This window comes from Paenibacillus sp. ISL-20 (assembly GCF_018613005.1).
In the GTDB taxonomy this organism is placed as follows: Bacteria; Bacillota; Bacilli; order Paenibacillales; family Paenibacillaceae; genus Paenibacillus_AQ.
This window is the reverse complement of record NZ_JAGGRD010000001.1, coordinates 65,662-81,572: the sequence shown is the minus strand read 5'-3', so window position 1 is coordinate 81,572 and position 15,911 is coordinate 65,662. Positions and strand designations below refer to the sequence as shown.

The 15,911-nt window shown below is 47.6% G+C and carries 14 protein-coding genes; 1 reads left to right on the top strand and 13 read right to left on the bottom strand.

The genetic code is table 11. The annotated features are described in order from the left end of the window. Positions 1–148 precede the first annotated feature (148 nt). The 9 genes from J7E85_RS00370 to J7E85_RS00330 form a co-directional block, all read right to left on the bottom strand. Positions 149–2,740 (bottom strand): ABC transporter permease, encoded by a 2,592-nt coding sequence (locus tag J7E85_RS00370; protein ID WP_215153891.1) that lies wholly within the window; start codon positions 2,738–2,740, stop codon positions 149–151. Beyond that, complete coding sequence (locus tag J7E85_RS00365) at positions 2,737–3,420, bottom strand: ABC transporter ATP-binding protein (RefSeq protein WP_076322079.1); 684 nt, start codon at positions 3,418–3,420, stop codon at positions 2,737–2,739. Before J7E85_RS00365 ends, J7E85_RS00370 begins: the two co-directional genes overlap by 4 nt. A 36-nt stretch (positions 3,421–3,456) precedes the next feature. Then, complete coding sequence (locus J7E85_RS00360; protein WP_215153889.1) at positions 3,457–4,383, bottom strand: VanZ family protein; 927 nt, start codon at positions 4,381–4,383, stop codon at positions 3,457–3,459. 101 nt (positions 4,384–4,484) lie between these two features. Beyond that, on the bottom strand, positions 4,485–5,372 hold the full coding sequence (locus tag J7E85_RS00355; protein ID WP_251035347.1) for a sensor histidine kinase: 888 nt from the start codon (positions 5,370–5,372) through the stop codon (positions 4,485–4,487). 114 nt (positions 5,373–5,486) lie between these two features. Continuing rightward, positions 5,487–6,170, bottom strand: coding sequence for a response regulator transcription factor (locus J7E85_RS00350; RefSeq protein ID WP_215154580.1), 684 nt, complete (start codon positions 6,168–6,170; stop codon positions 5,487–5,489). A 322-nt stretch (positions 6,171–6,492) separates the two neighbouring features. Further along, positions 6,493–7,287 (bottom strand): ABC transporter ATP-binding protein, encoded by a 795-nt coding sequence (locus tag J7E85_RS00345; RefSeq protein ID WP_076322082.1) that lies wholly within the window; start codon positions 7,285–7,287, stop codon positions 6,493–6,495. Further along, on the bottom strand, positions 7,287–8,207 hold the full coding sequence (locus tag J7E85_RS00340) for an ABC transporter permease (protein WP_096774428.1): 921 nt from the start codon (positions 8,205–8,207) through the stop codon (positions 7,287–7,289). The genes J7E85_RS00345 and J7E85_RS00340 overlap by 1 nt, the downstream gene beginning before the upstream one ends. 61 nt (positions 8,208–8,268) lie before the next feature. Beyond that, a complete protein-coding gene (locus J7E85_RS00335) occupies positions 8,269–9,309 on the bottom strand; it encodes an ABC transporter substrate-binding protein (RefSeq protein WP_215154578.1) in 1,041 nt (346 codons plus the stop codon). Between the two features lie 272 nt (positions 9,310–9,581). After that, the gene (locus tag J7E85_RS00330; RefSeq protein WP_076322084.1) at positions 9,582–10,220 is read right to left on the bottom strand and encodes an SGNH/GDSL hydrolase family protein; all 639 of its coding nucleotides are present in this window, start codon (positions 10,218–10,220) and stop codon (positions 9,582–9,584) included. Positions 10,221–10,421: 201 nt separating this feature from the next. Between J7E85_RS00330 and trhO the strand changes: the two genes are divergently transcribed. Next, positions 10,422–11,327, top strand: coding sequence for an oxygen-dependent tRNA uridine(34) hydroxylase TrhO (gene trhO / locus J7E85_RS00325; RefSeq protein WP_215153884.1), 906 nt, complete (start codon positions 10,422–10,424; stop codon positions 11,325–11,327). A 99-nt stretch (positions 11,328–11,426) separates the two neighbouring features. On the opposite strand, the gene J7E85_RS00320 is transcribed toward trhO, so the two are convergent. From J7E85_RS00320 to odhB, 4 genes are all read right to left on the bottom strand, one after another. Then, entirely contained in the window at positions 11,427–11,675 is a 249-nt protein-coding gene (locus J7E85_RS00320; RefSeq protein ID WP_215154576.1) for a YuzB family protein, read from the bottom strand. A gap of 91 nt (positions 11,676–11,766) precedes the next feature. Continuing rightward, positions 11,767–12,558, bottom strand: coding sequence for an SDR family oxidoreductase (locus J7E85_RS00315; RefSeq protein WP_215153882.1), 792 nt, complete (start codon positions 12,556–12,558; stop codon positions 11,767–11,769). Positions 12,559–12,629: 71 nt separating this feature from the next. After that, positions 12,630–13,715, bottom strand: a complete 1,086-nt coding sequence (locus J7E85_RS00310; RefSeq protein WP_215153880.1) for a lactonase family protein — start codon at positions 13,713–13,715, stop codon at positions 12,630–12,632. A 921-nt stretch (positions 13,716–14,636) separates the two neighbouring features. Beyond that, positions 14,637–15,911, bottom strand: a complete 1,275-nt coding sequence (gene odhB, locus J7E85_RS00305; RefSeq protein ID WP_215153878.1) for a 2-oxoglutarate dehydrogenase complex dihydrolipoyllysine-residue succinyltransferase — start codon at positions 15,909–15,911, stop codon at positions 14,637–14,639.

Here is a 15,911-nt window from a genome sequence, read left to right as displayed (position 1 = left end):
TCCCGATAATTACGATGACCGGCAGCATTAAAAAACGTAGATTCGTATACATTGCATCGATCCCCAAGACGAGGCCCCCCTTATGACTTTATTATAATGATAGTTGACACTGTCTTTCCTTGCAGCTTCAAGTCAGAGCCGGTTACTTTTATATACTCTCCTGCTTTAACGCGTCGATAATGTCTTCCTTTTTTACTTTCGCGCTGGAATATAGCATGGCAGAACCGACAATGACAAATACGGCGGCAATGACAGACAGAATACTCATCCAGGGGAGGACGAATCCGTAGCTAAATTTGTTCGCAAAGGCCATATAGATCAAATACATCACGACGAAGCTGATAGGAAGCCCGAACAGCAGCGATTTGGCCCCATAAAAAACACTTTCGTAGTTCATCATTTTCGCAAAGCCTTTTGGCGTCATTCCAACGGATTTCAGCATCGCAAATTCCCGCTTTCGAAGAGCGATGCTCGTTGAGATCGTATTAAAAATATTCGCAATCGAAATCACTGAAATTAATACGATAAAGCCATAAGAAAAGACGGACATCAATAGTATCATCTGTTCTTCCTGTTTTCTGGATTGGTACACATTGTACACATACAGATTAGGCTCTTTCATTTCTTCGATTTCCTGCTGCGTTTTCAGCGGGTCCACACTTTTCAGATAGAGAAAGGTTTGAACGAACTCCCCGCTCTTATCGTCTGCCAGTTGATTTAGGACTCGTTCCGAGATGACGATATTTAACCCGCCTGTTCCGACTAAGTTCATCCCCATCGGAGATCGATCCGTCAACGCCGCAATGTACACTTCACTTACATCCGTCACTTTTTCCGTTTTCTCATCGATCGTTGTCAAATCGAGACTTTGCCCAACATTCGCATGAATAGCCTTCGTATGGACATATTTTCCCGTATCCATATCTTTATAATCGATGGTATCGATCACGATGGCGGAGAGATGTTCCGGATCCGTCAGTAACTCGTAATCTGCTCCGACTGCTTTGGCATAAGCCCGCAGGTTCGAATCGTTTAATGCAGCGATTTTAATATCATAAGGATATTTTCCGTCCTTCAGGATACTCTTATCCTTCTTGACCGCCTCCTGCAATTCATCGGCGATGGACGCTTCCTCGATCCAAGCGTTCCTGTACAACTCATGAATCACGCTGTATTCCGACACATCCGAAAGAGATGCAATGGATTGAACCAATCGATCGTCTATTCTTGCTCCATTGCCGTATGATAGTTCAATATCATAGTTGACACCTTCCTGCGACATGGCCAAGGATTGTTTCAGATTACCGGTAAAAAATGATACCGTTAAAAACAGAACGATGCTGATCACGAGCGAAAATACGGTAGCATGGTATCTCCGCTTGTTCCTTTTCAAGTTTTTCAATCCGATCTCCGCTTCGATTCCGAAGAGCTTTCGAATCCATTTCGGCGTTTCCACGCTTTTGCCCGAAAGCTTCACATCGGTTGTTTGGCGAATCGCAACCATGGCGGAAATCCGGGATGCTTTGACGGCCGGGAGATACGTCGAAATAAAGATCGTCAACATCGAAACAGTGCAGGCAATCAAAATCGATAACGGCGTGACGATTACCGTTAGCCTTTCAGTAATTCCTAAAGCCCCTTGAATGATAACGTTAATGAACTGAAAGGTAATGCCGATCCCGGCAAGACCGCATAAGATCCCAACGGGAATGCTGATAAAGCCAATGATGACACCCTCAAAAAACACCGAATTTCTCTTCTGCCTTTTCGTAGCCCCCACGCTTGCAAGCATCCCTAAATGGCGAGAACGTTCCGAGACGGAAATCGCAAAAGCATTATAGATGAGCGAAACCGATCCGATCATAATGACCGCCATCAGGATCACCGATAAGGAGAACATCGTGCTGTACGAGGCTTCGCTTTTGGAGACGCCATAATAATGAAGCAAATCGTGATGATATTGGACCGTTTCGATCTGGTTGTTCTCTGCCAGGTTTTCTGCATGTGCGAACAAGGACTGATTGACTTTTTGCAAAACTACCGCTGCATGGACTCGATCGTTTGCCCCGATGATGTTTTCATCGACATAGCTAATGGTCGTATACCCCGGGGCCCACGCCGGTTCCCATACGGGAGGCTTGATGAAGCCTACGATCGTGTAATCCCTTGTCGTAATATGTTGCAGCGTTTCGTTCTTTTCGTTATCTACCATACGCAGCGATTCGGTTTGACCCAGCGGTTGATCATTCCCTTCCTCGAATCGTTCGCCGACGCGGAGAGTGAGACGATCCCCGATTTCATATTTCGCCTTGGCGTTTGTCGCAGCGGCTTCAGAAATCACAACTTCCTTGTCGGTTTCCGGCAGACGCCCCTTGCTCAATTCAATCGGAAATTGCGCTAAACCCTGTGCATCATACGCCTTGAGGAACAAATAGGGTTTATTGGGATTTTGTCCCCCTTCTAATGGGGCATAACCCAGATCGTTTGTGATCGCAAGGGTCTTGGTTGCGTCATCGTTTTTTATCGCTGCAAGCTGTTCCTTGTTTACATCATGATATAGGACATGCCATTCCCCTTCATCCGCGATGGTTTGCCTTTTCATTAAATCCACGTAAGAAAAACCAAGCGTTGCAACAGCCGTCACCATGGCAACTGACATGATGACACCTATGATGGTTACAAGCGTTCGTCTCTTGTTTTGCCGCAAATATCTGACGGTGAGTTTATTGACAATATTCAAGGGCGAATCACCTCGTCTTTGGCAATCCTTCCGTCCTCAATCGAAATGACCCTGTCAGCTTGCAAAGCGATTCGTTCGTCATGCGTGATCACGATCAATGTCTGGTGATAAGTTTTATTCAACATTTGTAATAAATCGATGATTTCGCTGCTATTCTTGCTGTCCAGATTCCCGGTCGGCTCGTCCGCCAGCATAATGGCAGGGTTACTAATGAGCGCTCTGCCGATCGACACCCTTTGCTGCTGTCCGCCTGATAATTGATTGGGCAGATGGTTTAAGCGATGTTGCAGATTCAAAGTCTTCACGAGACCATCCAACTGCTTCTTATCTACCTTTTGGTTATCAAGCAAGAGCGGGAGCGTAATATTCTCTTCCACCGTCAGGACGGGAATCAGATTGAAAAACTGGTAGATCAGTCCGATTTGTCTGCGCCTGAAGATGGCCAGTTGCGTTTCGTCCAAGTTATACATGTCCGTATCCTCTACGAGGACTTTGCCGCTCGTCGGCCGATCCACACCGCCCAGCATATGCAGCAGCGTCGATTTCCCCGATCCGGACGGGCCAATGATGGCGACAAATTCACCTTTTCGAACCGAAAAGGAAACATCGTCAAGCGCCTTTACCGCCGATTCGCCTTTACCGTATATTTTAGACAGATGATCTATCTTTAAAATTTCCATTGTCATATCTCCCTCCCTTCATGCTCAACTCCAGCTTTATACCATCTCTTTATATCCAACATCCCACAGGGTTACATTTCCCTCAATGGTTATCGTAAGCTCATTGGCCTGAGAGAGATAAATGGAGCTCATATCCGGCTCATGGCGTCCGGCTTCTACAGATACAGTCAGGAACTCATGTCCATGGGCGGTAACCCTAATGCTGCCTCGGGAATCCTCCTGATCGGGAATTCCATAATTCAAAAAGAGGTACACCTCCTTCTTATTGCCTAACGTGTACCTGTACGTTTCCTTGTTTTTGCCTTCAATGCTGTACACATTATATTGGGGTTCCACGTCTTGACCGCCTATCTTAAGACGGTTCGGTTTCGTTCCCGTTGATGGATTGCCGTTACTATCCTTCCATTCGTTTATCGCCACAAAGGGGCCCATCTCTTTGGTGAACGCTTGGTCAACCATCCCGAAGATCCCCCACACCCCGAGCATCAAAACAACGCTGGAAATACCCGTAGCAGCAATATTTCTCCAGTCGTTTTTTGTACGAAAGCCAAGTTTGTACGCCCCGAATCCGATGGCTGCGCCCGTTGAGTTCTGTATGACGTCGTTCATGTCGAAGCTGCCGAGGAAAGTTAGTGCCTGAATCGTCTCCAGCAGAAGGATGGATAGGATGAACAATGTCATGAAGCGAACAAAGCTAGTCTGATATAACAACGGAATCAATATGCCAAAAGGAATGAAAGCGGCGATGTTCCCGAAACCCACAAAATCAATCAGCGTAGGATGTAGAAGATCTGATAGACTTGGCACCCTGAAAAAACTGTCAGGTAAAAACATAAAGGTGTACTCGGAGATTTGATCTACCTTACCTACTCTGCCGAAAGCGAAAAACAAAAAATAAAGAATAAACAGGGTGTAGAATATCGTGATAGCAAAAATAATTTTACGTTGTTGTTTCAAATGCATGGTCGTACCTCCATCGTTCATCTGTTGAATATCATTGTATCTGTATAAAATGACTTTTCAGTGACGATGGAGGTGACAATTCAGTCACTTACGGAGTGCCGCTAAATCACGTGCTTATAAAATTTAATCCGAAACTGCGTACCCTTCTCGCTGTCACTCGTCACATCGATCACGCCGTTCTGGCTGGCAATGATGCTCTGAGCCATCGCAAGACCAATGCCGATGCTCCCCTCGCTCGCATTTTTCCCTTTATAAAAACGTTTGAAAATATAAGGTAAATCTTCTTTTGGAATTCCTTTTCCGTTATCAGCTATGACAATTTCCGTAAATAGCGCATTTTCGGAAAAAGAAATGGCTATGAGTCCGCCTTCATGCGTGTGCTCAACGCCATTTTTCAAAATATTGATAATCGCTTCGGCCGTCCATTTGAAATCACCGACAAAAGAGACGCTGTCATCGCCCTTGATGGAAACCGTTTGGTCCTTGATTTCCATCGGAATCAACACCGGTTCTAATGCCTTTTGTATAAGCTTATGAACGAATACTTGATCTCTTTTGAACTGGATTGTCTTTTCCTCGATTCTCGATAGCTTTAACAAAGAAGAAACAAGCCAATCGATTCGTTCAAGCTGAATACGGATATTGCGGGTGAACTCCGTTCTTTTCGCTGGAGGCAGGTCGGGTTTGCTTAGCAAATCTGCCATCACCGTCATGGAGGTAAGCGGCGTTTTAAGCTGATGCGAGATATCGGAAATGGCATCCGTCAGCCCCGTTTTGTCTCGCTGAAGAAGCGATCGCTGCTCCGATAGCATGAGTGTCACTTTATAAATATCATTTTTTAAAATGCTAAGCTCGCCTTCTTGATTATCACGAGCGTCAAGTGAATAATTGCCTCTGCTTATTTCACGCAAATAGACGGACAGCTGTTCAAGTTCGCGGTATCTCCATTTCGTGAATAACAGACTGCTTCCAATAAGTAATATAGACATGATGAAAACGAGCGCCGCAGCTACAGACGAAATGAAAGCAGCGGCAACGCCCCCCACTAAACTGATGGAGCCCATGATCAACAATAATATCTGAATCTCTCGATTTCGCAGCATCTAATCACCGACCTTATATCCTAAACCGCGTACCGTTTTGATCATCGTGGGATGCTGCGGATCATCCTCCAGCTTTTCCCTTAGTCTTTTGATGTATACCGTTAGCGTATTGTCGTTCACGAAGTCGCCTGCCACGTCCCAAATCTGCTCCAAAAGCTGATTTCTTGACAGAACTTGTCCAATATGGTTACCAAAAATCAACAATAAGCGATACTCCAGAGCGGTCAATGAAATTTCGGCGCCGTTTTTATACACTTTTCCTTCCAGCGTATTCATGCGAACCTGGTCAATGTTAATGATCCCTTGGGTCTGAGACGACTTATGGTATCTCCGCAAGACGGACTTGATCCGCGAGAGAAGCTCGCGAATACGAAATGGTTTTGTAATATAATCATCCGCTCCCATGTCAAGCCCCATCACGACATTGACCTCATCGTCGATCGCCGTTAAGAAAATGACCGGAATATCTCGTTGCTCTTTCACCATTTTGCATAATTCATAACCGCTTCCATCCGGGAGCGATAAATCAAATAAGCATAAAGCGAATTGATCTATATCTTCAGCGAGCACTTTTTTTGCAGAAACGACATCATGGCATAGAACGGTAGAAAAGCGATCTTGCTGCAGCGAATACTCCAGCCCGGACGCAATCGTTTTATCATCTTCCACTAACAATATTTTCATCTGTAGATCTTCTTTACGAACGACCATGGAAGAATAAGCCTCCTACATTCAAATGTCCGCTAGTTTAAGACTAGCGGTCGTCAGGCATTTTTAAAGCACACTCTTGATCTTTTTCCGGATTAAAGATGTGGCTCACCCAACATTAACACGTTATCAGGAATCCATGCAAAAAGCGATGGAATTGAAAACAGTCCTATCATTAAGCGACCTCAGTAGTTAACTGGCCAGGAAGAAATTAGCGTATAGAAAAACGCTAAGCCTGTCAAGATTGAAGGCTTAGCGTTATATTCATTATCATGTTTCCCGTCTCAACGCAAGATGCTTACCCAAGGACCAAACGATCGTCCGACAACTTATGGCCGCTAATCTGCTCAAATTCCCCGAGCAGCTGCGCCACCGTCAGGGATTTCTTGCGCTCTTGGTCTACATCCAGAATGATGCGTCCCTTATCCATCATAATGAGGCGATTGCCAAGACGGATGGCTTGCTCCATGTTATGCGTGACCATGAGCGTGGTAAGCTTCATGTCGCGCACGATGTCATCGGTTATTCGGGTGATCAGCTCCGCACGCGCCGGATCGAGCGCTGCCGTATGCTCATCCAGCAGCAGGATTTGCGGCTGCGTAAAGGTCGCCATCAGCAAGCTTAGTGCTTGACGCTCCCCTCCCGACAGCATCCCGACTTTGGCTCGGAGCCGATCCTCGAGTCCAATGCCAAGCCGCTCTAAGTGCTTGCGGAAGCCCGCCCGCTTGGAGGCTGTAACGCCTATGCTGAGCCTGCGGGACTGGCCCCTACGATATGCCATCGCGAGATTCTCTTCAATGGTCATATGCGGCGCAGTGCCCGCCATCGGATCCTGGAATACCCGGCCGATCCAGCGACTGCGACGAAATTCCGGCAGATGGCCGATCGAAGTGCCGTCAATGCGCACTTCGCCTGCATCCGGTCTCATTACCCCGGAAATGATATTCATAAGCGTGGATTTGCCTGCACCATTACTTCCGATAACCGTTACGAAATCCCCCGGATTCAAGTGAAGATTGACATCCATCAAGGCAATCTTCTCATCCACCGTTCCCGGATTAAACAGCTTGGACACATGGTTCATTTCCAGCATCAGAGCGCACCTCCTTTTGTCTTCCCTTGCGTAGCTAACAGTTCGGTTGAGCGCCTCCGTGCCTGTGAACGCTGCTTCATCGCCCGGTTGATGGTCGGAACCACGAGAGCGATAATGACGATGATCGCGGTGATCAATTTTAAATCTGAAGCTTCAAGCCATGGAATCTCATAGGCAGCGGCAACGACAATCCGATAGATGATCGATCCGCAGACGACAGCCAGCGTCGTCCGGAATACCGAGCCGGTTCCAAGAACGGCTTCGCCGATAATAACGGATGCCAGACCGATCACAATCATACCGATACCGGAGCTAATGTCGGCAAAACTGGATTGCTGGGCAACCACTGCGCCGGATAAGGCCACCAGACCGTTTGAAATGCTGAGCCCCAGAATGGTTGTGGTGTCCGTGTTCGCACCAAAGCTGCGGATCATCCGCTTGTTATCCCCTGTCGCGCGCAGCGCTAGACCAAGATCCGTGCGGAAGAATGCATCGAGCAGCAGCTTGCCGATGATCACAATCACTAACATAATATAAATCGGATCGATCGATCCGAAGATATTCGCTTCCTGGCTCAACGAAATATTAGGCTTACCCATAATCCTCATATTGATCGAATACAGGGCAATCATCATAATAATGCCTGAAAGCAAACCGTTGATCTTACCCTTGGTATGCAGCAGGCCTGTACAGATACCGGCTAACATACCTCCGGCAAACGCAGCCAGCGTAGCAAGCCATGGATTCACACCGTTGGTAATCAGAATCGCTGCAATCGCTGCGCCTGTCGTAAAACTTCCATCCACTGTTAAATCCGGAAAATCCAAAATTCGGAACGTGATATATACCCCGAGTGCCATCAGCGCATACAGCAGCCCCAATTCAATCGGACCATCCAGCCTCATCACGAAATCCAGCATGCCATTGACCTCCTTAAGGATTAAGAAGTAAGGCGCGGGCTGTTATCTCCGCGCCTTACAGTTACTCGATGATGTTGTTATCCGGGTCTTTGACTTCCTGTTTCATGGCGTCGGTCACTTCAATACCATAGTCAGCCGCAACCTTCGTGTTCAAGATCAGATCCAGCTTATCCGGCTTCGTCACTTCCATGTCCGCCGGATTTTTGCCGTTTTTCAGGATTTCTACAGCCATCTGTCCAACCTGATAGCCGTGGTCGTAATACTTAAATCCGACGGTTGCAAAAGCCCCCTTCTCCACCGTATCGCGGTCACTGGAGAAGAACGGAATTTTATTCTTTTGTGCCGTTTGGATAATCGCGTCAACGCCGCTGACCACAACGTTATCCAACGTGATATAGTAAGCATCTACCTTGCCAACTAACGATTCCGCAGCCTGTTTCACTTCCGATGTGTTCGTTACAGCCGCCTTAACCAGCTCGATGCCATGCTCGGCGAGCGCCTCTTCAGCCGTCTTTGCCATAACCACTGCATTGGCTTCCCCTTCATTAATGACAAGGCCGATCTTCTTCACGTCCGGGAAGTTGGTACTGATGAAATCCATCAGCTGTTTAGCTGCCTCCGGGTTGGTATCCGATGCCCCGGTGACGTTGCCACCCGGCTTCTGCAAGTCGTTCACCAGCTTCGCGTCAACCGGATCCGTCACCGCTGCGAACAGTACCGGCTTTTCCTTCACGTTCTCAGCCACTGCCTGCGCGGACGGGGTTGCGATAGCGACCACCAGATCCGACTTCGTATCCTTCAGCTTCTGGCCGATCGACAGGTTGTTCGCTTGATCGCCTTGCGCATTGTTGTAATCGATTTTCAGCGTATTGTCTTCCTCGGAAATTCCAGCGTCCTTCAGTGCTGCCAGAATGCCTTCCCGCGTTGCATCCAAGGATGGATGCTCTACGATCTGCGAAATAGCGATGCTATAGGATTTCTTCTCCGCTTCTCCGCCGCTTCCCGTTTGAGTCGTACCGCCGCCTTCCGGCTTGTCCCCGCATCCTACCGCTGTAACCAGCAGTGCGGAGAGTGTAAGTGATAACCACATTTTTCTCTTCATCATGATTCCCCTCTCATTTGTTAACCGCTTCAATAATTTTCTGCATAAAGCGACAACGCTTCCCCGCTTTCATAGACGAAAGCATTAAAGTCAAAAAATAAGTCGTTCCTATTGAACAACGGTCTATTATGAACATTTTATATGTACCCAATTGTTTTCGTCAATCAAGATTTTATAAAGCGTGTAATGGTTTACATAAAGAACATCCCCGGACGTTACACGCTTCCGGGGATGTCAACTAAACGAAATATTATTTATATAATCCGGAGCGTCTACAAAATGGACCGGCCCTGCATCGTCGCTAACCACGCTTCTGCCATGAGCGCATGACCTGCCGGGGAAGGATGAACACCGTCAGATGCCCAATAACTCATCTCTATCTTGGAGCTGGCTGCAGCAAAAATGCCGTCGAGCGGAACGTACAACGTCTCAAATTCTCGCGATAATTCGCGAACGGCCTGAATTTTGGGATCCAGATCCTCCCGCCATTCCTTCTTCGCTTCCGTAACAGGCAGCAAGAACGGCTCCATGAGAATAAAATTCGCGCCGGTTAACTCGCGGGTTTGGATAAGCAGCTCACGATACCCTTCATAGTAGGCTTCCACGGACGTTGCTTCACCACGGTTATACTTCCTGCCGGTCTCATTAATACCGACCAGAATGGATACCCATGTCGGATCCAGGTCAATGCAATCTTCCTCCCAGCGCCCCCGCAGATCGACAACCCGGTTACCGCTGATTCCGCGGTTTACAAAACGCAACCTTTTCAAAGGCAGCTCCATACCAAGCCGGGCAGCGGCCATCAGCGCATATCCATGCCCCAAACTGTCCGACTCCTCGTAATTTCGCCCGCAATCGGTAATACTGTCGCCTTGAAACAATACGAGTGCATTTTGCTCGATATGTACCATGCTGTTCAACGCCTCCAATAATTGAAAGTGTTCTCAAGCTCACCCCTTCATCATAACCGCTTTCCTGCAATCGTGAAACCCCTCAAATTCACATATTATGGCAAACTTTCTATACATTTAAGTTGACTATGTGGAGTGAATTCACTACAATTCTATAGGTACACGTATGGCTGAATATATAAAAGAACAGGTGATTAAATCATGTCAGAGCAACAGAACTATCAGATCCTTCTCTATTATAAATTTGTTCAAATCCCGGACCCTGAAGCGTTCAAAGACGAGCATCTGCAATACTGCAAAGATCTTGGACTCAAAGGACGTATCCTGGTTGCCTCAGAAGGCATCAATGGCACGGTATCCGGTACGATTGAACAGACTGAGCAATATATGCAGGATATGCACGCCAACCCGCTCTTTGCGGACATGGTGTTTAAGATTGACCCTTCCGAAGGGCACGCCTTCAAGAAGATGTTTGTCCGTCACCGCGAAGAACTCGTTACCTTCCGGGTGGAGGATGAGCTCGACCCTAATGAGATCAGCGGAACCCGCTTAGCGCCTCAAGAATTCTATGAATACTTGCAGCGTGATGATGTGATCGTCATCGACGGACGGAATGACTACGAATACGATATCGGCCATTTCCGCAATGCGATACGTCCAGAGGTTCAATCCTTCCGTGAGTTTCCGGATTGGATTCGCGAGAACCTGAGCGAGCACAAGGATAAAACCATCCTGACATACTGCACAGGAGGCATCCGCTGCGAGAAGCTGACCGGCTTCATGCTGAAGGAAGGCTTCAAGGACGTTGCCCAGCTTGAGGGCGGCATTGTCACCTACGGTAAAGACCCTGAAGTACAAGGCCGTCTGTTCGACGGGAAATGTTATGTATTTGATGAGCGTATTGCCGTGCCGATCAATCAAACGGACGAGGATGTCATCGTTGGTAAATGCCACCATTGCGGAAAGCCGGAAGACCGGTATATCAACTGCGATAATGACGCTTGCCACCTGCAGCATGTATGCTGCGAAGAGTGTGAGGAGCTTCATCATGGCTGCTGCTCTGCGGAGTGTGAAGAGATTGTTGCTGCAAGCCACAATGCTTCCTGAGCCAACCCGGCCATAAATGTTATAACTAAAGAAAGGGCAAGGTGCGATTCACTCGCTCCTTGCCCTTTTACTATACGATCTCGTCTGCATTCAGACGTATTAAATATCATGGAAAACAGCCAGTTCAGCTTCGATAGCAGCTTTGATCTTCTCGACGCATTCTTCCGTCGTTGCCGCGAATACACGTTTACCATTCACCAGTGCATATGGCCGCAGCTTGCACAGACCGCAAAGATTCATGCAATCCGCCCGCAGGACAGCGATTTCGGGATACAATTCCTCAAGTTGCTCAAGCTCCAAAGCACTCATCAAGTTGCTGTCGCATATTTCCACAACAACAATCCCCATCCCCATCTTTATCACCACTATTCCATTTGACAATATGTTCATTCATTATGAGGAAAACGCCCGGTTTTGTCAAATCGGTCTTCATGGAAGATCAATGAATGAGGGATTCCGCTCCGTCTATATAGATTTCAGTACCGGTAATATGGGAAGCGTCATCGGATGCAAGAAATGCTACAAGCTGAGCAACCTGTGCTGGTTGCCCAGGTCCATCCGCCAATGGCTGGTCACCTTCCGGATATTCAATCGGGATCGTCACCTCGTCGAGCTCTGGCTTCGCGATCGTGCTCTCATCGATGTTAGTTGCAATCGCGCCTGGGCAGATGGCGTTCACTCGGATTTTATAACGTGCGAGCTCCAGAGCCGCCATCTTCATGAAAGCAACCTGTCCGGCCTTCGTGGTGCTGTATGCTGAAAAACCAAAACCGGTAAACACCCGGTTACCGTTAATGGAGCTGGTAATGATGATGCTGCCTCCATGCTCCTTCAAATAGGGAATCGCATATTTTACCGTGGCAAACGTTCCTCTAAGATTGGTATTGATCGTAGCATCCCATTCATCAAGCTCCATGATCTCGATCGGAGCCTTGGTCCCATTGATCCCGGCATTGGCAAACACGATGTCCATCTTTCCCCACTTCTCGGCAGCTTGGCTGAAGCATTCCTTCAGCGATTCCGCTTTGGAAATATCGCAGTTGCCGGTCAGCGCTTCGCCTCCGCCTTGCTCAATCGTTTGCTTCACCTTCTCCACGCGTTCACGATCGATGTCGATCAACAGCAGTTTCGCTCCTTGCTCCGCCAAAAGAAGGGCTGCGGCCTGGCCGATTCCGGAACCAGCACCGGTAACGATGGCTACTTTACCATCCAAACGTTGATTTGTTGACATTGCCACAACCTCCTCGTTTAAGTTTCCTGATTATAGATAACCCAACGAGTTGGTGTCTGAATCTTGGCTGCCTAAAGCTGGAACACTGCCGGTTTTACACATACCGGTCTGGATTGCGAGACCATATATCCTGTAAAGGTAAGCTTGCCGTCTTCCGGATTCACATTAAACAATACCAGATTATTCCCGTCTCTATTGGCGACAACCAAGAACTTGCCCCCAGGCATCAGCGTAAAATGACGCGGATGACCACCTTCTGTCGAAATATATTGAACCGGGCTTAAGCGACCGGTATCTTCATGCACGGAGAATACGACAATGCTGTCATGTCCGCGGTTGGACCCGTACACCGTTTTGCCATCCGCCGACACGGCAATCTCGGCGCAGTAACTCTCTCCGTCAAAATCCGCAGGCAGTGTCGATATCGTTTCCAGTATTTCTAAACGACCTTCGTTCGGGATGTAGCGAAGCACCGTGACACTGGAATTCAACTCGTTGATGACATATGCGTAAGCACCGCTTGGGTGGAACGCCAGATGACGAGGGCCTACACCCGCTTCCAGCTGGGTTTCGCCATGAAAGCTCAATTCTTGTGTATTCTCATTTACTGTGTAAGCGAAAATTTTGTCCAGTCCCAAGTCTTGTACGAACACGTATTTACCATCCGGACTGTAAAACGCCGAATGCGCTCTGGATTGCTGATCTTCGCGTACAACAGACACGAGATCCGCATGTTTCTTCTCATCCAGCAGTTCTCCGGCTTGTCCATCCTTACCAATCGGATGAAGGCCTACCAAACCTCCATGATAACTCGAAACAATCAGATACTTGCTCGCTTCATCACGCTGGATATGGCAAGTCGAGCTGCTCACACTGCGAACACGGTTCCGCTCGGTCAGTTTGCCGGCCATAGGGTCAATCTCAAAGCTGATGATCTCGCCAGCCTTACCGCCATCCTCTGAAATTTCGCCAATGGCATATAAACGTCTGCCTTCCGGGTCCACGTTCAGAAAGGTCGGATTCTTAATACCGGATACCTCATCAAGCAGCTTCAGTTCGCCGCTATCCTCGTTAAATTCATATACGCATACTCCGCTTTGGTTGTCTTCCGCATACGCACCTGTAAAGAGCAGCGTACGCTGTGATGGATTCGCCATAATGCCTATCTCTCCTCTCATTTATCTATACTTATCATGTTTTATGTAGTGTACTTTCAGTTACCATGTTAACTTCAACCCCAATGAAAATCAAATGACTTGACGTCTGGATGTCTGGGAGAATGACTCTCAGGAACAAAGGGACAAGGTGAAGAAACACCAGGATGTGGAGCCTCAGGCTGAGAATTGGAACCCTCGGGGTCTTCCCGATCCAAACGATAAAAAATCTCAATCATGATGAACTAGTTAAGAAGGCCGCATGGCAATGGCAATGTCCATGCGGCCTTCAGGCTGTCGAGAACCCCCCTGTTTTTTGCAGGTAGTAAGTTTTTCCTTAATAGTCTCAAAACTAGGAGCCTCAGATCGTATTAAATCTATTATTGTATTAAAAGATGAGTTTCCCCCATATAAAAAATCAAGTATCGAAAAGTCCCCTGGACTTTCTCGAAACTCTGAAGACAGTCACTAAAGACTATCTTATTAGTCTATAAAACTCTCAGCCTAATTATATAGGATTAGCTAGTTGTGGCAAGAAAGTAGATAATAATAAACAAAGCAACAACTCCTAAGATAATCCACAAAGCTTTATTGTTCTTCATTTCACCCATCAACTCCTCCACGCAAAATATTAAAATGTTTGAATTTACCAAATCAAAGGTAATATAGTCCCATAAAGGCGCCAGCATATAACATATATACCCATAGGAGGGCAGATTTAGAGACTTGGTTCAAAATTTATAAAAAATATATTGGCAGTAGTTGTTTTTTTATCTCTAGATTCATCATTAGCACACGCTGAATCTTTACCTGAATGCAAAAAGAAACCCATGGTCGTAAAATGACCTGGGTTTCTGGATACTTTGAAGGCCGCATGGTTATATCCATACGGCCTTCTTATTTATGCACATCTCTGGGCGGATATTAACCTTCCAATAGCAGCGACTCTGGATCTTCAAGGAGCTCTTTAACCGTAACCAGGAAGCGAACCGCTTCGGAACCATCAACGATCCGATGATCATAAGACAGTGCGATGTACATCATAGGACGATTCTCCATACGCTCTGCATCAATGGCTACCGGACGAAGCTGGATTTTGTGCATGCCGAGGATACCCACTTGAGGCGTATTCAGGATCGGCGTAGACAACAGCGAGCCGAACACGCCGCCATTCGTAATCGTAAATGTACCGCCTTGCAACTCAGACAAGGACAGGGCATTATTACGAGCTTTCGCAGCAAGATTCCCGATTTCCTTCTCAATCTCGGCAAAACCAAGACGATCTGCATCACGAACGACTGGAACGACAAGTCCTTCTTTCGCGGATACCGCGATACCGATATCATAGAATTTCTTCACAACAATATCATCGCCATCGATCTCAGCATTAAGATGCGGGAATCTCTTCAACGCACCCACAACCGCTTTGGTGAAGAAGGACATGAAGCCGAGGCCTACGTCATGCTTCTCTTGGAAAGCTTGCTTACGACGCTTACGTACATCCAGGATCGCTGTCATATCTACTTCATTAAAGGTAGTCAGCATGGCAGCCGTATGCTGCGCTTCGACCAAACGATTCGCAATCGTTTGACGACGACGAGACATGCGAGTGCGTTCTACCGGCTTTCCGTACTCAGCAGCCGGAGCCTGTGCTGCCGGAGCAGCTGTGGAAGCTGCAGACTTGCTTGGTGCTGCAGGCTGCTTGGCTTCATTATGATTCTTCACATCATCATGGTAAATCCGACCGATCGGGTCGCGGCCCTGTACCTGGTCCAGATCAATCCCGCGTTCACGAGCCAGTTTGCGTGCGGATGGCGATGCAGTCAGACCCGCTCCTTCCTCGTTCTGAGCCGGTACCGGAGCTTGCGGCTTCGGTGCTTCTGCCGCGGGTGCCGGAGCAGTCTCCGTTTGCGCGGATGCAGGAGCTTCAGCAGCCTTCGGTGCCGGTGCGCTTGCAACGCCTTCCTGTGGAGAAATTTGACCGAGCACTTCACCGATCGTTACATTCTCCCCTTCTTGACGAAGGATTTTTTCCACAACGCCTTCAGACTCTGCGCTAATTTCAAGATTAACCTTATCCGTTTCTAACTCGAGCAGCACATCACCGATGTTAACGCTATCCCCTTCTTTAACATGCCATTTGAATATCGTTCCTTCGGTGATGGATTCGCCCATAGCTGGTACAGTAATTTCGCTCAC